Here is a 22,292-nt window from a genome sequence, read left to right on the forward strand (position 1 = left end):
GCCATCACCATCTCCATCAATGGAAACGGTGAATCACAATCTATGCCCCATGTCACCCCACACGATTCATCGTTCAGTGGACGTGCTCTAGTTCCCACGCTCATGAAAGCACCCCGATTCTCCGGGCCTGTTGCCAGCCCTTCCGACCCCACCATCGAGCCTTCGCCGATTCCGGCGACGATCGATACCGCTCTGGTATTCTCTCTCATGGAAAGTCGGGAACGCTGGCGAAGGCTTGGACGGGCGATTTTCGATCTTCTTTTCGAGACGGATGCCGATGGCGCCCTGACGGCCCTCGTGCCGTTGAACTGGTCCGGTGCTCTCCCCTCACTGGGAACCAATGCCAATGCCATATGGGATGACAGGACCACGCCCTTCGATGCGAGCATTCCCCACATCCGCGAGATCCTTCCCAACAATGTCCATCTCTGCGCCCTGCCCTATCTGGATCCTGACGGGCTGTTGCGCGGATCGCGTGGGGGCCTTCTGCGAATGCCTGTCTCTCTCGCCACCGCCATGACTTCGAACGCGGGCATCCTTGTCGGTCGCATCGTTCTGGATGTCTTTCGCAAGACTCCGGACACGCGCATTGCCTGTCAGGATGCGCTGGACGCGCTTCGTTCCTTTTTCGACGCCCACGCTGCGATCCTCTTCACGGACAATGCACTGGGTGTGGACGCGGCAGCGACCGGCACGTCACGATGGACGCTCATGAAAACTTCCGGGCCGCCCCTGGACGCGCATCTCCTCGCCGACTTCGCGGTTTTCGACGAACCCGCCCCCTGCCGACGCGTCAAAGATGCGAGCGAAGGCGTCGCTCTCTGGTTGACCACGCCGCTTCGCGCCATCGGGGAACTGGGCCTCTTCCTTTTCCGTAACAAGCCATGGTCAGATCATGAAATCGACGTTGCCGCTTTCGCGCTGGATCTGATGGCCGGCTTTGTGGAAACGGACACGCTGCATCGCCATATCCTCAAGACCCTGCCCATTGACCTGTCGTCTCATCTGCTGAACACGCGCGGTTTTCTCGCCGCCGTAGACCGACGCCTTTCGCGCCTCGATCAGTTGGAACTGCCCGCCAGCCTGATGGTGATCCGCGTCGAGGGACTGATCGATCTCCTCAACACCACAGATACCGATCGTCTCCTCAGCATAACGGAGCAGATCAGCAAGCTGCTCGAAAAATCAGTCCGGGCAACGGATGCCATTGGCCGCCTCGGCGTCGACACCTTCGCCATCTGGATGGACAGCGCGGATCGCTTCGCCGCGGCCGAGCGTGCAGATCGTATCTGTCTGCACGGGGCGCCGCTCCTGCTGGACGAACCTCATCATCTGCCCATTCGGATCGGCGTCATGTGCCGGGAAAGCGGCGTGACGGATGACCCGCAGGAACTGATCGAACACGCCAAGCGCGCGCTCATGCGCGCCGAGGACAGCAACCGGCCATGGCAGTTCTGCCATGAGGTGCCCTGAACACGCCTCCCCATAGAGATCCCGCCGCGCATGCGCCGGGCACGGGCGGGCGCGTCACCGCGCCCGGATCAACGTCCCCGAACCCGTCTTGGTGAACAGCTCCAGAAGACTGGCATGAGCCACGCGACCATCCATGATCACGGCCGCCTTCGCACCCTCGCGCACCGCGCGCAGACAGGTTTCGACCTTGGGGATCATCCCGCCCCGGATCTGACCGTTCTCGATCAGCCGATGCGCCTCTTCGGCCGTCAGTTCGGGGATCAGATCGCCGTTCTCGTCGAGAACGCCCGCCACATCCGTGAGCATCAGCAGACGCGACGCGTTGACGGCGGACGCGATGGCCCCGGCCGCCGTATCCGCGTTGATGTTATAGGTCTCGCCGTTTTCGCCGACGCCGACTGGCGCGATCACAGGGATCAGACCGGACCCCAGCAGCGCATACAGCACGCGCGGATCCACACGCACCGGCTCACCGACAAAGCCGAGATCCATCACGCGTTCGATCTGGCTGTCCGGATCGCGCGCGGTGCGCATCAGCTTGCGGGCCCGGATCAACCCCCCATCCTTGCCTGAGAGACCCACTGCCAGCGCCCCGGCGCGGTTGATGAGATCGGCGACCTGTTTGTTCACCGAACCCGACAGCACCATTTCGATGACATCGACCATCGCGGCATCCGTGATCCGCAGGCCGTCGACGAAGTTGGACCGGATCTGAAGCCGCTCCAGCATGGCACTGATCTGCGGCCCGCCGCCATGCACCACGATCGGATTGATCCCAACCAGTTTGAGCAGCGCGATATCCCGCCCGAACGCATCGGAAAGACGCGCCTCGCCCATGGCATGGCCGCCGTATTTCACAACGATGGTATCGCCTGCATAACGCCTGAGAAACGGCAGCGCGCTGGCCAGGATCGCGGCCTGCCGCTGCGGATCTTCGTACGTTTCACTCACCGGGTCGGTCATGTCTGCCCCTCCGCTCATGATTCGGCGTGTGCCTGGCGCGCCTCTCCCATTTCGACCAGCCGCGCCATTTCGGCACGCAGCGTGTCGATCCCCATACCCGTCTCGCTACTCGTCAGCACGAGATGCGGATATGCCGCCGGGTGTCTGGCCATTTCCGCTTCGACTTCACGCCGCTTGGCGTCCAGACGTCCGGGTTTGAGCGCGTCACATTTGGTCAGGACCACCTGAAACACCACGGCCGCCTTGTCCAGCAGTTCCATGACGTCGCGATCGGAGGGCTTCAGTTCGATGCGCGCATCCAGCAGCAGAAGCACGCGCTGCAGAACGGTGCGCCCACGAAGATAGGTGAACATCATGTTCTGCCAATCTTCCTTGACCGCCTTGGCCGCCTTGGCGAAACCATAACCAGGCATGTCGACCAGGGTGAGGCGGTCGCCGAGATTGAAAAAGTTGAGCTGTTTGGTGCGCCCCGGTTCGGATGAGGCGCGCGCCAGCCGGTTGCGGCCCGTCATGGCATTGATCAGACTCGACTTGCCCACATTGGACCGCCCCGCGAAGGCGATTTCGGCAACTCCGGGCGGCGGCAACTGATCAAGCGTCTGCGAACCGAAAAAAAATGTGCATTCGGACGCAAACAACAAACGACCCGCTTCGATCTGCTCGGGCGTCAGGACGGCGGATTCATCAGGACTCATCACGACTTGCCGGGCACCTTGCTGTCCGCGACCTTCGTGCGATGCTGGATCAGGCTCTGCTGAGCGAAGGTCAGGACGTTGTTCCACGTATAGTAGATCACGATGCCAGCCGACAGACGCCCGAGGAAGAAGACATACAGGATCGGCATGAACTGCATCATGCGCTGCTGCGCCGGATCCATCGTAATGCTGCTCTGGCGCTGCATGAGCCAGATCGTCCCGCCGAACAGGATCGGCCAGATGCCGATATGCAGCATCTCGGACAGATGGGTCGGATCGAACGGAATCAACCCGAACAGGTTGAAGATGTTCGTCGGATCGGGCGCGGAGAGATCGCGAATCCAGCCGAAAAACGGTGCGTGACGCATTTCGATCGTGATGTTCAGGACCTTGTAGAGGCAGAACGCCACGGGTGCCTGGATCAGGATCGGCAGACAGCCGCCAGCGGGATTGACGCCCTCCTCGCGATAAAGCGCCATGATCTGCTGGTTCATCGCGGTCGGATCGGATTTGGCGTGTTCGCGGATCGCCTGAATACGCGGCGACAGCGCCCGCATTCTCGCCATGGACGTGAAGGACCGTGTCGCCAGCGGATAGAGAATCAGCTTGACGATGAGCGTCAGGACCATCAGGGCCAGACCGAAATTGCCGATATGGCCATAGAGCCAGTGCAGGATATGGAACATCGGGCGCGTCAGGAAAGCGAACCATCCGAAGTCCACGGCCTTGTAGAAATAGGGGATTTTCAGCTCGTTGGTGTAGTCGTCGAGCAGTTCGACTTCCTTGGCGCCGGCGAAAACCCGGCTGCCGGTCTCAAGGCTCGCACCCGCGGCCACGCTCTGCGGCGCCTGGGAGGTGAATTCGACGCGGTATGAACCACCCTCGCCCTGCGGGAGATACTGGTAATGGATGGACACGGGCGCCGTCTGGTCGGGGACGACCGCCGTCAGCCAGTATTTATCCGTGATGCCGCCCCAGCCGCCGGTTCCGTTCGCGCCCCAGGACTGGTTGCCCGGATTGCTCGCGCCCTTGCGCATGTTCTTGTAGGAATCCTCGTTGAGGCGGTTGTTGATGACCGACAGAGGTCCTTCATGAACGATCCAGCCGCCCGTCTCCACCGGCGTAAAGTCGCGCTCGACGCGCTGATAGGGGATCAGAGAGACCGGCTGCTCCGAGTGATTCTCGACCTTCTGCGTGACTTCGGCCATGTAACGGCGGTCGATGGTCAGCACGATCGAGAACAGAAGTCCCTGACCGTTATCCCAATGCAGGGTCACGGGATGATCCGGCGACAGTTCCTTGTCGCTCGTCGACCAGTCCGTATTCTCATCGGGCAGCTTCGCACTGGAGCCCGGCGCGTTCTGCCAGCCCACTTCCACGAAGCTCGGCTCGGTGCCTTCACGCTTCTCCAGAAGGCGAACCAGCGGGCTGCCTTTGTCGAGGGTCTCGTGATAATGCGTCAACACGAGATCGTCGAAGCGCGCGCCGCGCAGATTGATCGAACCCTGCACATCCGGCCCCTCGACATGCAGCCGCGCCGCTTCCGATGCGGGGGCCGCATCAGCCGTGTTCGAAGGCGAGGACGAAGCGGGCACGCCAAGCGGCGTTTCCTTCTTCTTCTGCGGCTCGGTCTGAGACGTCTTCTGCTTCGCGGGATCATCCTTGGGATGATTCGGCACGAAATAATCGAAACCGATAAGAATCGCGAAGGACAGCGCGACGGCCACGATGATGCGCTTCATTTCCATCAGCGGAGTGCCGGTCTTTCTTTTCGGGCAGCACGCAGGGACAGCACGCCACGACCCGTTGGTTCACAGAGGAGACAGGCATTCACGACAGAACGCCCGAGGATCACGCGTCAGTTGGCCGAAAATGCCGCGCAAAACAATAGGCGCGAACAAATTAGCTCGGCTGGTCACTTGCATTTCCGGTGGTCGTGGCTGTCCGGCACTGGATCGTGACCGCCGCGGGAGAAAGGATGACAGCGTAGCACCCGGCGAAAAGCCAGCCAGCCGCCCCGTATGGCGCCGTGGCGCCGAACGGCCGTCATCGCATAGGCGCTGCACGTGGGATTGAAACGGCAATTACTGCCAAGCTGGGGGCTGATGAACCACTGATAGAAACGGATCAGCACCAGAACGAGGCGCGCGCCAGGCCCCGGAGCATTCACCCCTTCAAAGCGCCGCCTTTGCGCAGCGCCCGTCGCAGGTCCTCGACGAGAACGCCGAATCCGCGGGCGCGAGTCGCATCCCGCCCGATGAGCACGATGTCGACAGGCGCGAGAGCCTCTTCGCGGGCCACCGCGCGCAACGCCTCGCGCAGCAACCGGCGCGTCCGGTTGCGGACCACGGAATTACCCACTTTTTTTGTCACGGTAAAACCGGCTCGTGGCGGCGCCTCATCCTTATGGGCGAGCACCTGCAACACGACGCCGGGCATGGCGACCTTGCGGCCACGCCCGGCAACCCGCAGAAACTGCGGGCGTTTCCTCAGCCTGTCAGGCTGAACGGGCATAAAAGCCCGTGATCTTCAAGCCGAGAGCTTCGCGCGTCCCTTGGAGCGACGGTTCGCCAGAACGCGACGACCACCGACAGTCGCCGTGCGGGCGCGGAAACCATGACGACGCTTGCGAACGATCTTGGAAGGCTGATAGGTGCGCTTCATATCTCTAATCCCTTCTACGGTATGCGCGGCGCATGCCGCACAGGAACGACGCGTCTCGCGCCTCTCATCTCAGGCGCGGGCTTTTACGGACCCCGCAGCCAACTGTCAATGAACTCCGCCTTTTTACGGCGAGAAAAGGATGATCATGCCACAACCCGACGAACACGAGGCAGACTCATGCATGGACCTGAAGAAGCTGCGCCATGATCTGCGCAACCGGCTGTCCCCGGCCCTACTGACCGCCGACATCCTGTCGCAGCACCCCGATCCGGACGTCCGGCGTCAGGCCGAAACGATCATTGCCGCGATCGAATCGGCGACCGTACTTCTACGGACAACGACAAAGTCCTGAAAACGCTTCAGCCCGAAGCGTCTCAGAGCGTGCCGCGCTGGATGAACTCGATCTTGTAGCCGTCCGGATCTTCGACGAACGCAATGACCGTGGTGCCGAACTTCACCGGCCCCGCTTCACGCGTTACCTTGCCGCCAGCCTCGCGCACCTTCTCGACCACGCGCGCGACGTCGTCATAACCCAGCGCGAAGTGACCGAAGCCGGTACCGACCTCGTAAGGCTCGTCATGACCCCAGTTATACGTCAGCTCGATTTCCGCCTGTCCATGAGCATTGTCTTCGAAACCCATGAAAACGAGCGTGTATTTGCCATCCGGCACCTCGCGGCGACGCAGTTCCTTCAAGCCGAGCACCTTGTAGAAAGCAATACTGCGCTCGAGATTGCTGACGCGGACCATCGTATGCAGATAGGAAGCCAATTTCTTTCTCCACGTGAATGATAAGATACGGATAATTCAGGTCGAAGCCGACGCCACTTCGCGCTCGCCCATCTGGGCAGCGTCGATCCCGAAGAGGAAAAGTCCGAGTTCATCGGCGGCCCGCACACAGGCCTCAGGGTCGGTCAGCAAAGTGCTTCCGGCCTGAAACGCGACACCGCGCAGCCCGGTTGCCGCGGCATTGCGGATTGTGACCGGCCCGATCGTCGGCATGTCGGCTCTCGCCTCCTGACCGGGTTTGAGCGTCTTGACCAGAACACCTCCCGGCCCGGGCTGCTTCAGAGCGTGGCAGCGGGCCAGCATGGCATCCGTCCCTTCGAGAGCCTCCACCGCCAGGACGAGGTTATCCTGAACGACGCATCCCTGTCCGATATCCAGTGCGCCGAGGGCACGGATCACAGCCACACCGCGCCTGATATCCTGCAAGGCCTGCGCATCGGGGCGAACCCGTCCCATGGCGCCGGGACGGCCGAGTGACTGGTCGAGAAATTCATGGGCGCCCCTGATCCGGAACCCCTCTTCGCCGAGAACCTTCACCAGCGCGCCCAGCAGTCCGTCATCGCCGCCGAACAGGGCGCGGCCGATGCGCGCCATAATCCGCGCGCCTTCGGCATCGGGCCGCAGATCCCACAGGGCTGGCCGACGAACAGGCCCGATCAGCACGAGATCGCGACACCCGGCCTTTCTCAACGTCGAGAGAATCTCACCGGCCGCAGCCAGCCGCACAACGCGATGGGGCCAGCGTGCAAGACGCGACAGATCGGCGAAATCCTGAAAGGCGATGACGAAGACATGCCCGCCGCGGGCTTCGATCGCTTCCGCAACCTGCGCGGGAAGAGGGCCGCCTCCGGCCAGAACGCCGACCGGCGAGGCCGTCATGCGCCCTCGATGTCGCTCGTGTCGCTGCCAGGACGCCGACCTCTTACGAGTCCGCGACGGCTGGGCGCTTCCATGAACGCCACGATTTCCAGCACACGCGGGATATCGGCGAACTCGCGACGCACGATGTTCACGCGCTCCTCGAGAACACCGTCGCGCGCCGTGGCTCCCGTGCGCGGATAGAGAATGCGAAAGGCCCTGCGCATCGCCTGGATTTCGGCTGCGTCCACGCCCTGCCGACGCAGCCAGATCCAGTGCAGGCCGACGAGACGCGCACGGTTTCCGAGCACACTGCCGTAAGGAATGACATCCGCTTCCACACCGCAGACGCCGCCGACCAGCGCACCATGTCCGATCCGCACGAACTGATGCAGGGCCGCCGATCCCATGATACGCGCGCCATCGCCGATCACGACATGACCGCCCATCACCACGTTGTTCACGATGATGACGCCATCGCCGATGAAGCAGTCATGCGCCACGTGCGAATTGGCCATGATGAGGCAGTGAGCCCCGATCTTCGTCAATTGATGGCCCTGCGCGGTGCCACGATGGATGGTCACGTTTTCGCGGATCACCGTTCGGGAGCCGATCTCGCATCGTGTCGGCTCGCCACGATATTTGAGATCCTGCGGCGCCATGCCGATGGTTACGAACGGAAAGACCTCGACGCCGTCTCCGAGCCGCGTATGACCGTCGATGACGACATTGGCATGAAGACGAACGCCGTCGCCCAGCACGACATCCGGGCCGACCATGCACCACGGGCCGATCTGCGTTCCCGCCCCGATCCGGGCGAGCGGATCGACGATCGCGCTGGGATGAACGATAATCGACGAATCGCGTGAGGAGGTATGATTCACGTAGGGATCCGCCTAGCCCATGATCATGGCGCTGAACGTGGCCTCGGCCACAGCGTGTCCGTCCACGCGCGCCACGCCCTTGAAACGCCATACATTCGCACGGGCGCGCTCTTTCTCGACGTGAATACGCAGCTGATCCCCCGGAGCGACGGGGCGACGGAACTTCGCACTCTCGATCGTCATGAAATAGACGAGCTTGCCTTCAAAAGCCGCGCCAAGCGTGAGGACCACCAGCGTCGCCGCGGTCTGCGCCATCGCCTCGATGATCAACACGCCCGGCATGACCGGCTGCGAAGGGAAATGACCCTGAAAGAAAGGCTCGTTGATCGAGACATTCTTCACACCGACGGCGGATTCGCCCAGCACGATGTCCACCATCCGGTCGATCATCAGAAAAGGGTAACGGTGCGGGATCGCAGCCATGATCCGCATGATGTCGATTGCTTCGATGGTCGCGGGTGCGTCCGGCATGTCCGTCAAAACCTTGACCTCACCCTGTTCCGCCGTCGAATCCATTAGAAACCTCGCTCCCGTGGCCTGTTCCCCGATGTGAACCCATCGCGGGATTTCGCCTGTGTCTCATACCCAAAAACGTCCCGCCACAGGTGGCGTTTCCCCGCCCTGTAGCAAACGGCGACCGCACTTGCCACCAGTCGTATGCCGGCAAGACGCTCCATCGTGCTAACCGGCAGCCTTATCCGCTTCGGATGAAGGCTTGTCCGGACGCCGCGCGAGTTTGCGCAATACGGCGACGTTGCGGAAAAACTCCCTGAACGGCATCGCCGGACTGCCAATGACATCGGCACCCGCTTCGACGTCGGACATCACGCCGCACTGTGCGCCGATGCGCGCCTTGTCTCCGATCTTGATATGCCCGATCAACCCCGCCTGTGCGGCGATCGTCACATAGTCGCCCAGTTCGGTCGAGCCGGAAATACCGGCCTGGGAAACGACGATGCAACAGCGGCCAAGCTGCGCATTATGCCCGATCTGGACCAGATTATCGATACGCGAACCGGCTCCGATCACCGTATCACGCATGGATCCCCGGTCGATCGTGGCATTGGCACCGATTTCGACATCGTCTTCGATCACGACCCGCCCCAGTTGCGGGACGCTCTCGAATCCGGCCGGTCCCACCGCGAAGCCAAAACCGTCCTGACCGATGCGCGCACCGGAATACAGCGTCACACGATGTCCGATCAGGGCATGAGACGCCGCAACATGCGCCCCGATCCGGCAGCGCTCGCCGATCCGTACTCCATCACCAATGACGGCGTGGGCACTGATGGCCGTCCCCGCGCCGATCACCACCCGATCGCCAATGACGGCAAAGGGGCCAACCTCGACATCCGGCGCGATCGAAACGTCGGCGCCCACGACCGCTGAAGGATGTATACCGGGCCGGGCTGGCGTGACCGGATGAAACAGGCTCGCGACACGCGCCCAGGCCAGATAGGGCGATTTGCACACCAGGCCGATCGCATGAGGCGGAATCTGGTCGCGAAAGGCCTGCCCAAGCACAACTGCTCCCGCGCGCGTCTCGCCCAGAAGCGGGAGATAGCGACGGTTATCGAGAAAACTGATGTCCTGCGCCGTCGCCGATTGCAAAGGTGCGACCCCACGAAACAGGACGTCCACCGGTGCGGCACTGCCCGCAACGATTTCGGCGTCAGCCGCTTCAGCCAGACGCGAGGCCGGAAACGGCCCCATACGCGTGAAAAAACGCGCATCTCCCGGAAGCGAATGATCCGACATGATCAGCGATGCCGCCTCAGGACAGAGTCACCTGGAGCGGAAGCCGATTGCGCCGGAGCGGAGGCCGGAGCCTGATCCTCGGCCTGCGCGGGATCGGCGGTCGTCGGGAATTTGCCGGACTTCGCCATGACCTCCGGATCCACATCCTCGGCGGGAATGAAGACATGCGGCAGGATCTTGTTCAACTGGTTGGCGACTTCCTGCGTGATGTCCTGCTCGGGAACATGCAGCGCGATCTGCTCGCTATGCATCACGATATTCATGCCGTGAGCCTGAGCCACCTGACGGACGATGCGCACCAGTTCGCGTTCGATCTGGTTGAGCGAGACGTTGGCGGCTTCCTGGATAATCCGGGCCCGGTTCGCGAAATCACGCTGGGCCTTCGCCCGACGTTCCTGAAGGTGGCGTTCCCGCGCCTGGATCTGGTCGGACGACAGCGAGCGCGCATCGTTCTGCAGCTTCTGCTGCTCGGCGCGCCAGGCCGACTGCTCTTTCTGAGCCGCAGCCGCGAGTGTATCGCGACGACCACCGAGAATATGCTGCGCCTCGTCGGCGGCTGACGACATCCGCATCACGCTCGGCACGCTGATCACGCCGATGACGGAGGCTGGCGGCGGCGCTTCCTTGGGAAGGTCAGGAGAATCAGGAATCGGAGGGAGCGGGAGAACGGGCGCTGTTTCCGACTGCTGCGGCTGACCACCCTCGTCACCCTGCCCTCCATCGTCAGCGTCCTGAACCGGAACGGCACGACGCACGACACGTTGCGCGGGGGCGGCCTTCGGCGGCTCGGCGGCCTTCGGCACGAACCAGCCGCCATTCCCGCCGGACGCGGACTGCGCGAAGACCGGCGCGGCGAAGGCGGCGCTGGAAAGGAATGTCAGAACGAGAGCGCCAGATTTCAGACGGGCGCCGGAAAACAAGGACATCGAAACCTCGGCGTAATATGACGGATGCCGGGACAGCACGGCTGTCCCGGCAGAAAAAATCGGCTTGCGCGTCAGAACTGCTGACCGAAACCAAAGCGGAGCGGATAGAGACGGTCGTTGCGCGACTTGAGGATCGGCAATGCGCCATCGATGTTGACGAGACCGAACGGGCTCTTCCACGATATACCCAGACCGCCTGAAACGCGCGGGACCATCGTATCGCCCGTGACGGGCGTGTAATTGGCGCCGTCCGTGGCCATGTCGGTGTAGCGGTTCTTGACACGCAATCCGGCGACGCTACCAGCGTCGATGAACCCGCGTCCGGAAATGCCGACGTCATCACCCATGGGCAGCGGGAAGTTGAGCTGAGCGGAAGCCGTGTAGATAAAGCGACCCCCGATCAGATCTTCCTGACCCTGTGCCGGCAGAACCTTGCCGTCCTGGATATAGTGACCCGATCGCGGTCCGACGCCACCCTGAAGGAAGCCACGCAGGTTTTCACCACCAAGATAGAAGTTATCGATGATGTTGACGTTGCCGTGGCCCCAGTCCGCCATATAACCGGCACCCGCCTTGAATTGCAGCGTCCAGTCATGGCTGCCGGTCAGGGAATCGAGCGGAACATAATAGGCCGCGTCGACCTTGCCACGAATGTATCGGGTGTCACCGCCCAGACCTGCGACATCGCCCGCCACGTTGACCACGAAACCCTTGTGCGGCCGCGTACGATTATCACGACGATCATAGGTCATCGTGCTGCTGAGCTGGGAGAGAACCGACCAGCCACGTGACTGCTGCACATAGATCGACGGCACGTATTCGTAGCCATACGTCGAGGCTTCGTCGAGACTGTAGAAGCTGCCGACGTCACGATCGATGATCGAATAGCTCCACGACTGCGACAGGTAGCGGTTATACGAATAGCCCAGCCGCAAGGTGGCGCCGAAACGGCCTTCCTTATAGGACTGGTAAGTCATGTAGTTGTTCTGGATACCGAAAATATCGATACCGGCGACGAGGTTGCGATCCAGGAAGTAGGGATCGGTAATCGCGAGATCGACCTGCTTTTCGTAATAGGCGACCGTCCCGGAAATACCCGCATCGACGCCCGTACCGAGCAGGTTGTGCTGCTTGAGCGCGATATTGCCGAGCACGCCGACGTCCGTCGAGTAACCGCCACCCAGAGAAAACTCGCCTGTGGGCTTTTCCACGACATTGGCCGAGACATTCACCCGATCGGCGGAAGAGCCCTGGGCCTGGTCGACGGAAACGGTTTTGAAATACCCGAGATCCTCAAGGATCATCTTGGAATATTTCTTGTCCGCCGGAGTGTACGGGTCGCCTTCGGCCATGGGAAGCTGGCGACGCAGCACCTTGTCCTGCGTAATGGTGTTACCGTTGATGTCGATGCGCTCGACATACACTTTCGGCCCTTCGGTGACATCAAAAAGAAGGTTCACGACCTTCTTCTCCGGATTGCGCGCGATCACCGGACGGACCATCGCAAACGGATGCCCCTCGGCCTGCAGACGCTCCTGCATACCCGTGGCGTTGTTCTGGATCGCCGTGCCGTCATACCACTGATGCTGGAACAGATCGGGATAGTTCTTCAGGGATGCCGAATCCACGTGACGAAGGCTCGAACGCACATCCATCCGTCCGATCCGATAGCGCTCGCCTTCGGAGAAGGTGAACGTCACGTAGAACGTCTTGCGGTCGGGAGAGAGCTCGCCCGTCGCGTTGATCATGTGAAAATCGACGAAGCCGTTGTGTAGGTAGAAACGACGCAGGAGTTCGGCGTCATACTTCACGCGTTCCGGGTTATATTCATCCGAAGACGAAAAGAACCGGTACCACTCGGTCTCCTTCGACGAGATGACCGAAGCAAGGCGGGCCTCGCTGAAGAAGCTGTTACCCACGAAGGCGATCTTGTTGATCAGCGTCTGGCGGGCCTCGTTGATCTTGAAGACCACGTCCACGCGCTTATGGGAAAGATTGATGATCTGCGGCGTCACGGTGGCACCGAAACGGGCCTTGGACGCATAGAGATCAAGGAGCTTCTTGCGATCGGCGGCCACGGCCTGCTCGGAATACACCGCGCGCGGACGCATGGCGATTTCCTTGCGCAGATCCTCGTCCTTGATCGCGCTGTTTCCTTCGAACGCGATCCGGTTGACGATCGGATTCTCGACGAGATCGACGATCAGCGTGCTGCCCTCGCGGCGCAGGGTCACATCCTTGAACAGTCCCGTCGCATAAAGGGTTTTGAGGGAGCGATCGAGGTTCTCCTGATTGAAGGAATCACCCGGCTGCACCACCATGTAGGACATGACCGTGCTCGTCTCGATCCGGCTGTTGCCGTTGACCGTGATGGCCTCGATGCGGTTGTTCGCCCCCGATACCTGACGGGCGGGTTCCGCACGATGGCGATGTGGTGCCTGGGCCGCGGCTTCCGAAACCATGACACCCTGCACGAACAAAGGAGCAAGGCAGGCCGAAGCCAGCAGTACGAGACGTTTACCTGACAAGACGGGCGTTCCCCACTTCATACCACTCCGGCGTGAGAGGCTGCTCGGTGCATCATATCAGCAGCCGACCGCAACCCCAAGGCACGCACGTCCAAACGCGGAGGTATCCGAATTTTCATGTATCGCGCAAGCACCCCCACCGACGCGTTACATCGTTTTACCGGACAGATCGCCCGATCACCCGCTATGTGGCGCAAGCCAGCGGAACAGTCCGAGGTTACTCAGGTCGTTGAACGTGGAAAACAGGAACAGTCCGGCGATGAGCGCGAACCCGGCCTGATAGCCGATTTCCTGCGCCCGGCGGGACAGCGGCCGCCCCTTGATCGCCTCGAGCGTATAGAATGTCAGTCGCCCGCCATCGAGTATGGGGATCGGAAACAGGTTGATCAGCCCGAGATTGACCGAAAGCAGCGCCATGAAGGAAATTATGCTGACAAAGCCGTATTTCGCGACCTGCCCCGACATCTGGGCGATCCGGATGGTTCCGCCGAGTTCGCGCGCGCTCCGGTGACCGCTCAGAATCTGCCACACACCCTGAAGCGTCTCGATCGAAACGGTCCATGTCTCATGAATGCCGGCGACGAAAGCCGAACCGACGGACATGGGTTTTCCGGGCACCGCCATCGCCATGACGCCCAGACGGCCCACGGGAGCACTCCCGGGCGCCGCGCCGGGCGCGCTGCCAACCATCGCGGGCATGGTGATTTCATGTCCATCGCGCATGACTGTCAGCATAACCTTCTGGCCAGCACGCGGGGCGATCTGGTGCTGGAGATCGGCGATGTTGAAAACGCCCAGACCATCGACATGCGTGACCACGTCTCCCGCCTTCATTCCGGCCAGGGCCGCCGCGCCGTCGGGCTCGACGTCGTAGCGCATTTCGGGCTTGCCCGCCAATGTGAAGCAGAGCGCGAACAGCAATATCGCGAAACCAAAATTGAAGAGCGGGCCCGCGACGATGACGATCGCACGGGACAGAACCGGCTTGTCGTGAAAGGTCTTGCCGGGAATCCAGGCGGCCTTCTGTTCATCGGTCGCGTCATCAGGCCCTTCGAAGCCGTGCGGCTTTACATAGCCACCCAGAGGAATGGCGCTCAGGCGCCACTCCGTGCCCCACCGGTCATGCCATCGGCACAACGCCGGGCCGAAACCGATCGAGAACACATCGACCTTCACGCCACGCCAGCGCGCCGCGAGGAAGTGTCCCATCTCGTGCACGAAGACCAGCAGTCCCAGGATCAGGACATAGGCGACGATCGTACGAATCAGGTCATGCATGGGCCAGGGAAGGTCCTTCAACAGAATTACGCGCGCCACGTTCGACGAATGCCTGGGCGACGCGGCGGCCCTCGGCATCCCAGTGCAGAACCGCGTCGAGATCGTCGACCACCGGCGCTCCGAGAGCATCCATGGACGCGGAGATCACATCGCCGATCGCCAGAAACCCGATCCGGCGGGTCAGAAAAGCCTCAACCGCGATCTCGTTGGCCGCGGAGAAGATGGTGGGGGCGGCACCGCCCGCGCGCAAGGCCTCGCGCGCGAGACGCAGGGCAGGAAAACGAATCATGTCCGGCGCTTCGAAATCGAGGCGCCTCAACATTGCGAGATCGAGGCGGGGCGCGTTCGTCTCCATTCGGTACGGCCAGGCCAGCGTATTGGCGATCGGCACGCGCATGTCCGGCGCGCCAAGCTGGGCGATCAGGCTGCCATCGCGGAACTGCACCATGCCATGCACGGCGGACTGCGGATGGACCAGCACGTCAATCTGCGATTCCGCAAGATCGAAGATGCGGGCCGCCTCGATCACTTCGAGCCCCTTGTTCGCCATCGACGCCGAATCGATGGTGATCTTCGCGCCCATGGTCCAGGTCGGATGCTTGAGCGCCATCTCGACCGTCGCCGCCCGCATCGTCTCCAGAGACGCCGTGCGGAACGGACCACCCGACGCCGTCAGGACGATCTTTTCGACGCTCCCGATCGGTGCGCCCGCGAGACTCTGGAAAATCGCGTTATGTTCGGAATCGACGGGCAACAGCGTCGCCCCCGCCGCCTTCACCGCGCGCAACATGACATCGCCCGCGCAAACCAGCGCTTCCTTGTTCGCCAGAGCGATCGCGCCCCCGTTCCGCGTCGAAGCCAACGTCGGCTCCAGACCCGCCGCCCCCGTGATGGCGGCCATCGTCCAGTCCGCCGGGATGGAAGCGGCTTCAAGCACCGCCGCGCGCCCGCTGCCGGTGCGGATGCCCGTGCCCGCCAGGAGAGCCTTGAGGGCCTCACCCTGCGCCTCATCGTTGATGACGGCGAACTCGGCGTTCAGAGCCTTGGCCTGTTCCGCCAGAACCTGGACGTTCTTTCCGCCGACCAGGGCCCGCACCGAAAAGTGGTCCGGGTTGGAAAGCAGCAGATCGATCGTCGAGCCCCCGATGCTGCCTGTGCTGCCGAGCACCGTAACGCTACGCACATCGCGATGAGGAAGGGTCGTGGTCATGGAATTTCACACTCCGCGTGGGTCACGCTCAAAGTTGGTCGCATCCAAAGTTGTTCTCACCCAAAGTTGTTCTCACCGTGGGCGCGCGCTGCGCGACATCCGTCCCGCCGGACCGCGCAAAGGATGCCGTCCATCATGATAAGACCGTCCAGAACGGACCGCCGGTCAGGCCGTCCGTCACCGCCATCGAGATCAGCGCCGCCAGCGGGGCGGCCGCGAGAAGCCCGTCGAGACGGTCGAGAAGTCCCCCATGTCCCGGAATGAGGCGGCTGGAATCCTTGACGCCGAGCCGCCGCTTGAACGCACTCTCGGCGAGATCTCCGCATTGCGAAGCCACACCGAGAACCAGGCCGGTAATCAGACCGCCGAGCCACGTGCCCGGAGCAGCCAGTTGCGCGACGACCCCGCCGACGATCGCCGCCCCCACGAGACCGCCCAGCGCCCCCGAGCGGGTCTTGCCCGGCGAGATCCGGGGGGCGAGCTTCGCGCCCCCGAAAATGCGCCCGGCGGCATACGCACTCGTATCGCTCGTGATCACGATGCACAGCACGAACAAAACCGAGACCAGTCCCCAATGCGGAAGATCGCGCAACCAGAGCAGCGACAGGCCGCCGATCATGGCGATCACCGCCAGCAGGCCGACACGTGGCCCGGCGACGAACATCAGGGCGAGAAAGAGAATTTCGGTCATCGGATCGAGATGGCCGATCCATCCGACCAGCAGGACGCCGACATTGGCGAAGACCACCCAGCCCAGCAGGCCGATATCCGCGCTCCGGCGCCGCAGAAGGAGTGCCGCGCCCTCATAGACGATTCCAAGCGTCACGAACACGATCAGGACGTCGTAGAAAACCCCACCGGCCCATATGCCGCCGAAAGCCAGCGGCAACATGATGGCCGCCGACAGCAGGCGCGTGCCGAGATCATGCCAGTTGGTGCCCGAAGGGGCGCTTTCAGAAGGCTTGTTCATGATTTTCAGGCGTTCCGGCCACCAAAACGGCGCTCGCGCCCCGCGTAATCGTCCAGCAGCCGCGCGAAATGCTGTTCCGTGAAATCGGGCCACAGGACATCGAGAAAGGCGAGTTCGGCATAAGCCGACTGCCAGAGAAGGAAATTGGAAAGTCGGCGCTCGCCGCTCGTCCGCACGACGAGATCCGGGTCCGGCGTGTCGCCGGTCTGGAGCAGGCCCGCGATCATCGTCTCATCGATGGCGGAAAGGCTGATCTCACCACGGACAGCCGCTTCGGCCATACGGCGGGCCGCCTGGAGAATATCGGCGCGACCGCCATAGGACAGGGCCAGAACGAGCGTCAACCGCGTGTTGCCGCGCGTCAGCGCCTCGGCCCGATCCATTTCTTCGCGCAGCGAGGGCTCGAAGCGGCCCAGTTCCCCGATCAGGCGCAGCCTTACGCCCTGCGCATGCAGTTCGGCGACCTTGTGCCGGAGATAGTAACGCAGGAGATTGGTGAGGTCGCCGACCTCGCGCGGGCCGCGTCGCCAGTTTTCCGACGAAAACGCATAAAGCGTGACGTAGCGTACGCCATGAGCCACGGCGGCGCGCACACAGCGCCGCACGGCCTCGGCACCCGCACGATGCCCCGCCAGCACCGGCAATCCCCGCGAGCGGGCCCAGCGCCCGTTGCCGTCCATGATGAAGGCGATATGGGAGGGTAGCGCGCCCCCGGCCGTCACGGGCGCATCACGCCCGGTTTCGGGCTGCACGGAGGCGGACATGACCGATCAGACCTGACGGATTTCACGTTCCTTGGTGGCAAGAATCTCATCAAGATTCTTGATGTACTGATCCGTCAGCTTCTGGATGCTGTCGGTCCAGGCCTTCATGTCGTCCTGGCTGATTTCGCTCTTTTTCTCGAAACCCTTGGTCTGCTCCATGCCGTCACGACGCACGCCGCGCACCGCGATCTTGGCGTTCTCCGCATAACGTCCCGCCGCCCGCACGAACTCATTGCGGCGCTCCTCCGTCAACTGGGGGATCGGCACGCGCACCGTCTGACCATCGGCCGACGGGTTCAGGCCGAGACCCGCATCGCGGATCGCGCGCTCCACGGCGCCGACCAGACTCCTGTCCCAGACGGAAACCGTCAGCATGCGCGCTTCGGGGACAGCCACCGTGCCGACCTGCCCCAGCGGCACCTCACCGCCGTAAGCCTCGACACGTACGGGCTCCAGCAGGTTCGGACTCGCGCGGCCCGACCGCAGACCCGACAGGTCGCGACGCAGGCTCTCGACCGCGCCGTCCATGCGGCGTGTCAGATCTTGTATCAGGTCATTCAGATCGGCGGGCATGGCCACAGCTCTCCTCAGTCACTCTGGCGCCGTGGGACGGCGCATATGTTCAGTCAGCCTCGACGATGCGGGTAAAGCGACCTTCGCCACGCAGAACCGCCGGAAAGGCGCCTTCCGAGTGCATATTGAAGACCACGATCGGAAGGCGGTTCTCGCGCGCCAGCGAAATCGCCGCCGCATCCATCACATTCAGATCCTGCGCCAGGACGTCCATATAGGTCAGCGAATCATAGCGCGTCGCGTTTGGATCGCGGCGCGGATCGGCGGAATACACGCCGTCGACCTGCGTTCCCTTGAACAGGGCGTCGCACTCCATTTCATTGGCGCGCAGGGCCGCGGCCGTATCCGTCGTGAAGAACGGATTGCCCGTTCCGGCGGCGAAAATCACCACCCGTCCCTTTTCCATGTGCCGCACCGCGCGACGGCGGATATAGGGCTCGGCAATCGCGGACATCTGGATCGCGGACATCACGCGCGTATTCACACCGACGTTTTCGAGCGCGTTCTGCAACATGAGCGCGTTGATGACCGTCGCCAGCATCCCGGCATAGTCGCCCTGGGTACGATCCATTCCCTTGGCCGCGGCCGCGACACCCCGGAAGATGTTGCCACCGCCGATCACGAGACAGACCTGAATCCCGGCCTGGGCGACTTCCGCGATATCGCGGGCGACCATCTCCACCATGGCGGGCTCGATGCCGAAAGAGCCACTGCCCATCAGCGCCTCTCCCGAGACCTTGAGCAGAACGCGGCGGTACTGTGCTGGTACGGTGGTTGCGTCGGTCATCGGCCCCATATCATTCTGGAAAACGGCATCATTCGGCAGGCTCACCCCCATGACGGGGTGAAACACTTCCGGCCTGTCTTATCGTCCGAGCCGGAACCTCACAAGCTCGGTTATGCATCCACCTCACGGAGAACGACTGTCCGAGGGCCGCTCAGACGCTGTCGTCGAGACCGATCGCCCGGAGACGGGCGCGCTCCTCATCCCATCCGGCCCGCTCTTTTACATTGATAAAAAGATGGCACGGACGCTCAAGCAGACGCACGAGTTCATGACGCGCCTTTTCGCCGATGGAACGGATACGCTGTCCTTTTTCGCCGATCAGGATCGCCTTGTGGCCGGGTCGCGAAACGTAGATCGTCGCCTCGATCCGTACCGAGCCGTCTTCACGTTCCTTGAAGCTCTCCGTTTCGACGGTCGCCTGATAGGGAATTTCCTCATGCGTCTGCATGAAGATCTGTTCGCGCACCAGTTCCGCGGCCAGCAGGCGATCGGGCAGATCCGTCAGGTCATCCTCAGGATAGAGAAAGGGCCCCTCCGGCATGGCATCGGCCAGATGCTGCACCATCGCCTCGACTCCATCGCCCGTTCGCGCGCTGAGCATGAAAACATGCTCGACCGGGACCAGCGCCGACAGTTCCTGCGTCAGGGGCAGCAACTGTCCCGGCGTCACGAGGTCCGTCTTGTTCAGGACCAGCCAGACGCGGCGCTGCTGCTTCGCCAGGGCTTCGACGACCGCGCGAACCTCGTCGCGCAGCCCGACTTTCGCATCGATGAGCAGCAGCGTGATGTCGGCATCCTGACTTCCCGTCCATGCGGCGGCCACCATCGCGCGGTCGAGCTTGCGACGCGGCTTGAAAATGCCGGGCGTATCGACCAGCAGGACCTGCGACTGATCGTGCATCAGCACGCCGATCACACGGAACCGCGTGGTCTGGGCCTTGGGACTGACGATCGAGAGCTTCGTGCCCGTCAGGCGGTTGATGAGCGTCGATTTACCGGCATTCGGCGCACCGACCAGAGCTGCGAATCCGCAACGGGTGGTCATGAATTTTCCTTTCCTGCGTCGACATGAACGGCGCTTCGAACCGCCGCGCCGCCCTTCCGGGCGCCAGGCCCGCGCCCGAGCGTCTCCAGCAGATGGGCCGCCGCCAAACTCTCCGCCTGTCGTTTGTTTCCTGCGGAGCCCTGAGCCTCCGCCCCCATCGCCGACACCGAAACCGTGAAGCGCGGCGCGTGAGACGGCCCTTCCATGGATCGGGTTTCATAAACCGGCAGCACCGCGCCACGGCCAAGCACCCACTCCTGCAAGGCCGTCTTCGGATCCTTGGGCGGGTCCACCTGACCTGTCATCAGATCCGTCCAGTAACGCCGCACGAAATCGCGCGCCGGAGCCAGCCCGGCATCGAGATAGATCGCCCCGAGAACCGCTTCCAGCGCATCCGCCAGCACATTGGCCAGTTGCCTTATGCCGGCCTGCTCTTCATGAACCGCGATCGTCAGCGCTTCGGGCATCCCGATCTTCTCGGCCACGCCCGCAAGAGCGTTCCGGGAAACAAGCGAGGCATGACGAGGACCGAGACCACCTTCAGGTTCGTGCGGAAAGCGCTCCAGAAGCCACTCCGCCATGATAAGTCCGAGAACGCGATCGCCGATGAACTCAAGCCGCTCGTTCGAACCTGAATCGCGCGGCGGCGCATGGCGCCGCACCTGCCGACCGCGCGCCGCGACGGCGGAACGATGTGTGAGAGCCTGCAGAAGCAGTTCGGGCCGGCGGAAGCGATGACCCAGCGTCTCCTGCAGAACCTCCGCAGGATGCGAAAGGGCGTTTCGGGTCACTGGACAGCCTTGAACAGCCGCGACCAGCGGATCTCCAGCGGCCACTCCCAGACCTGCCAGAACGGGTGGCTCTGGTCGATGGAGAGGAAGACGAACTGCGCCTTGCCGACCAGATTCTGCATCGGCACGTAGCCGAGGTCCTCAGGCTCATCGCCCTGAAAGCGGCTGTCCGCGCTGTCGTCACGGTCGTCGCCCATAGCGAAGAACATACCCGCCGGCACCACATATTCGGGCGTGTCGTTCTGCTCGCCGTCTTCGGTCAGCTTGAGAATTTCGTGATGCACGACGCCACGTCCGCCGCTGCCGGGCAGATCCTCGTCATAACGGGTCCCGGCAAGACGGGTGCGATTCTCGTCATAGGCCGCGTAAGGACCCATGGAATGACGCGGCACCAGCGTACCGTTCAGGTAAAGTTCGCCGCCGCGGACCTGGATATGATCCCCCGGCAGCCCGACGATCCGCTTGATGTAGTCGATGGACGTGTTCTTGGTGAAACGGAACACCGCCACGTCGCCACGATGCGGTTCGCTGGCGAAGATCCGACCGGGAATGATGTTCACACCGAAGGGCAGCGAGAAGCGGGAGAAGCCGTAATTATATTTCGTGACCGCGACGTAATCGCCGACCTGCAAGGTCGGGATCATGGAACCTGACGGGATGTTGAACGGCTCGACGATGAACGACCGCACGACGATGATGATCGTCAGCCACACGAGCACGAAGCGTATGAGATCGCCGGGCGTCTCGCGCCTGTCCGTCGTTGTGGCAAGGTCCGGAGAATTGGCCGGATCGGTGGTTCGCTGGTCTGTCATGAAATCGCTCATAGCGCATGGTGGGAAAACTGGCGATGGTCCATCGCAGCGGGCGGCCGGGTCACGTGCAGCTCACGGGCGGCTCACGGGCGGATGTGGATGGGATCAGCCGCGCCGACGGATTCGGGCAACGCCTGGATCAGCACGACCGCCATGGCGGTGGGGGGCTCGTCCGTCAGACTGAGATGAATGTCGGGTATCATGCGCGGGGGAATTTTCGCCAGAAGCACGTCCAGAGCCTGGCCCCGCAACGCAAGGCCCGGCGCACCACCTGGACGACGCGTCACATGGATGTCGGCCAGATGAACGCCGTTGGCAAAACCCGTGCCGAGCGCCTTGACACAGGCCTCCTTGGCCGCCCAGCGCTTGGCGTAGATTCCGATGCGCGCCTCCCCGGAACGCCGGTCGGCATAGGCGCGCTCCTCGGGAGAGAAAGCGCGTTCGAGAAAGCGCGTCCCGAAACGGGATATGAGACGCTCGACACGCCGCATGTCGCACAGATCCGTTCCGATCCCGACGATCATC

At 62.6% G+C, this 22,292-nt stretch carries 25 protein-coding genes; 2 read left to right on the top strand and 23 right to left on the bottom strand.

The genetic code is table 11. The annotated features are described in order from the left end of the window. Positions 1-102 precede the first annotated feature (102 nt). Positions 103-1,473, top strand: a complete 1,371-nt coding sequence (locus tag PWM43_RS11390; RefSeq protein ID WP_289842639.1) for a GGDEF domain-containing protein — start codon at positions 103-105, stop codon at positions 1,471-1,473. Positions 1,474-1,527: 54 nt separating this feature from the next. Here the strand turns inward: PWM43_RS11390 and argB are convergent, their stop codons facing one another. The 6 genes from argB to rpmH all read right to left on the bottom strand — a co-directional run bounded on the left by argB (position 1,528) and on the right by rpmH (position 5,795). Then, positions 1,528-2,436, bottom strand: a complete 909-nt coding sequence (argB, locus tag PWM43_RS11395) for an acetylglutamate kinase (RefSeq protein WP_289842640.1) — start codon at positions 2,434-2,436, stop codon at positions 1,528-1,530. 14 nt (positions 2,437-2,450) lie between these two features. Beyond that, a complete protein-coding gene (gene yihA, locus PWM43_RS11400; protein ID WP_289842641.1) occupies positions 2,451-3,131 on the bottom strand; it encodes a ribosome biogenesis GTP-binding protein YihA/YsxC in 681 nt (226 codons plus the stop codon). Further along, the gene (gene yidC / locus PWM43_RS11405) at positions 3,131-4,879 is read right to left on the bottom strand and encodes a membrane protein insertase YidC (protein WP_289842642.1); all 1,749 of its coding nucleotides are present in this window, start codon (positions 4,877-4,879) and stop codon (positions 3,131-3,133) included. Before yidC ends, yihA begins: the two co-directional genes overlap by 1 nt. Positions 4,880-5,046: 167 nt before the next feature. Further along, on the bottom strand, positions 5,047-5,301 hold the full coding sequence (gene yidD / locus PWM43_RS11410) for a membrane protein insertion efficiency factor YidD (RefSeq protein ID WP_289842643.1): 255 nt from the start codon (positions 5,299-5,301) through the stop codon (positions 5,047-5,049). Then, positions 5,298-5,645 (bottom strand): ribonuclease P protein component, encoded by a 348-nt coding sequence (rnpA, locus tag PWM43_RS11415; RefSeq protein WP_289842644.1) that lies wholly within the window; start codon positions 5,643-5,645, stop codon positions 5,298-5,300. The genes yidD and rnpA overlap by 4 nt, the downstream gene beginning before the upstream one ends. A 15-nt stretch (positions 5,646-5,660) precedes the next feature. Then, positions 5,661-5,795 carry a 50S ribosomal protein L34 gene (rpmH, locus tag PWM43_RS11420; protein ID WP_289842645.1) on the bottom strand — a complete coding sequence of 45 codons (135 nt, stop codon included), beginning with the start codon at positions 5,793-5,795 and terminating at the stop codon, positions 5,661-5,663. A gap of 181 nt (positions 5,796-5,976) precedes the next feature. Here rpmH and PWM43_RS11425 point away from each other — a divergent pair, with 181 nt between their 5' ends. Then, positions 5,977-6,147: a hypothetical protein gene (locus tag PWM43_RS11425; RefSeq protein WP_289842646.1), complete on the top strand. Its 171-nt coding sequence runs from the start codon at positions 5,977-5,979 to the stop codon at positions 6,145-6,147. Positions 6,148-6,169: 22 nt separating this feature from the next. On the opposite strand, the gene gloA is transcribed toward PWM43_RS11425, so the two are convergent. The 17 genes from gloA to acpS all read right to left on the bottom strand — a co-directional run bounded on the left by gloA (position 6,170) and on the right by acpS (position 22,291). Beyond that, positions 6,170-6,565, bottom strand: coding sequence for a lactoylglutathione lyase (gene gloA, locus PWM43_RS11430; protein ID WP_289842647.1), 396 nt, complete (start codon positions 6,563-6,565; stop codon positions 6,170-6,172). Positions 6,566-6,601: 36 nt separating this feature from the next. Beyond that, on the bottom strand, positions 6,602-7,462 hold the full coding sequence (locus PWM43_RS11435; protein ID WP_289842648.1) for an LpxI family protein: 861 nt from the start codon (positions 7,460-7,462) through the stop codon (positions 6,602-6,604). Beyond that, entirely contained in the window at positions 7,459-8,325 is an 867-nt protein-coding gene (gene lpxA, locus PWM43_RS11440; RefSeq protein ID WP_289842649.1) for an acyl-ACP--UDP-N-acetylglucosamine O-acyltransferase, read from the bottom strand. Before lpxA ends, PWM43_RS11435 begins: the two co-directional genes overlap by 4 nt. A gap of 12 nt (positions 8,326-8,337) precedes the next feature. Continuing rightward, entirely contained in the window at positions 8,338-8,796 is a 459-nt protein-coding gene (gene fabZ, locus PWM43_RS11445) for a 3-hydroxyacyl-ACP dehydratase FabZ (protein WP_289842751.1), read from the bottom strand. Between the two features lie 210 nt (positions 8,797-9,006). Next, complete coding sequence (lpxD, locus tag PWM43_RS11450) at positions 9,007-10,083, bottom strand: UDP-3-O-(3-hydroxymyristoyl)glucosamine N-acyltransferase (protein WP_289842650.1); 1,077 nt, start codon at positions 10,081-10,083, stop codon at positions 9,007-9,009. 2 nt (positions 10,084-10,085) lie between these two features. Next, positions 10,086-11,009 (bottom strand): OmpH family outer membrane protein, encoded by a 924-nt coding sequence (locus tag PWM43_RS11455; RefSeq protein WP_289842651.1) that lies wholly within the window; start codon positions 11,007-11,009, stop codon positions 10,086-10,088. A gap of 71 nt (positions 11,010-11,080) precedes the next feature. Next, entirely contained in the window at positions 11,081-13,558 is a 2,478-nt protein-coding gene (bamA, locus tag PWM43_RS11460; protein ID WP_289842652.1) for an outer membrane protein assembly factor BamA, read from the bottom strand. A gap of 156 nt (positions 13,559-13,714) precedes the next feature. After that, a complete protein-coding gene (rseP, locus tag PWM43_RS11465; RefSeq protein WP_289842653.1) occupies positions 13,715-14,815 on the bottom strand; it encodes an RIP metalloprotease RseP in 1,101 nt (366 codons plus the stop codon). Then, complete coding sequence (dxr, locus tag PWM43_RS11470) at positions 14,808-16,025, bottom strand: 1-deoxy-D-xylulose-5-phosphate reductoisomerase (protein ID WP_289842654.1); 1,218 nt, start codon at positions 16,023-16,025, stop codon at positions 14,808-14,810. Before dxr ends, rseP begins: the two co-directional genes overlap by 8 nt. Positions 16,026-16,158: 133 nt before the next feature. Beyond that, positions 16,159-16,995, bottom strand: a complete 837-nt coding sequence (locus PWM43_RS11475; protein WP_289842655.1) for a phosphatidate cytidylyltransferase — start codon at positions 16,993-16,995, stop codon at positions 16,159-16,161. A gap of 5 nt (positions 16,996-17,000) precedes the next feature. After that, entirely contained in the window at positions 17,001-17,759 is a 759-nt protein-coding gene (gene uppS, locus PWM43_RS11480) for a polyprenyl diphosphate synthase (protein WP_289842656.1), read from the bottom strand. 6 nt (positions 17,760-17,765) lie between these two features. Next, positions 17,766-18,332 (bottom strand): ribosome recycling factor, encoded by a 567-nt coding sequence (gene frr / locus PWM43_RS11485; RefSeq protein ID WP_289842657.1) that lies wholly within the window; start codon positions 18,330-18,332, stop codon positions 17,766-17,768. Between the two features lie 49 nt (positions 18,333-18,381). Beyond that, positions 18,382-19,119, bottom strand: coding sequence for a UMP kinase (gene pyrH, locus PWM43_RS11490; protein WP_289842658.1), 738 nt, complete (start codon positions 19,117-19,119; stop codon positions 18,382-18,384). Positions 19,120-19,270: 151 nt separating this feature from the next. Further along, complete coding sequence (gene era / locus PWM43_RS11495) at positions 19,271-20,164, bottom strand: GTPase Era (RefSeq protein ID WP_289842659.1); 894 nt, start codon at positions 20,162-20,164, stop codon at positions 19,271-19,273. Next, entirely contained in the window at positions 20,161-20,955 is a 795-nt protein-coding gene (gene rnc, locus PWM43_RS11500; protein ID WP_289842660.1) for a ribonuclease III, read from the bottom strand. Before rnc ends, era begins: the two co-directional genes overlap by 4 nt. Then, positions 20,952-21,767 (bottom strand): signal peptidase I, encoded by an 816-nt coding sequence (lepB, locus tag PWM43_RS11505; protein WP_289842661.1) that lies wholly within the window; start codon positions 21,765-21,767, stop codon positions 20,952-20,954. The genes rnc and lepB overlap by 4 nt, the downstream gene beginning before the upstream one ends. Before the next feature lie 83 nt (positions 21,768-21,850). Next, positions 21,851-22,291, bottom strand: a complete 441-nt coding sequence (gene acpS, locus PWM43_RS11510; protein WP_289842662.1) for a holo-ACP synthase — start codon at positions 22,289-22,291, stop codon at positions 21,851-21,853. Position 22,292: the final 1 nt, after the last annotated feature.

It is taken from the genome of Brytella acorum, from assembly GCF_029309905.1.
Taxonomy (GTDB): domain Bacteria; phylum Pseudomonadota; class Alphaproteobacteria; order Acetobacterales; family Acetobacteraceae; genus Brytella; species Brytella acorum.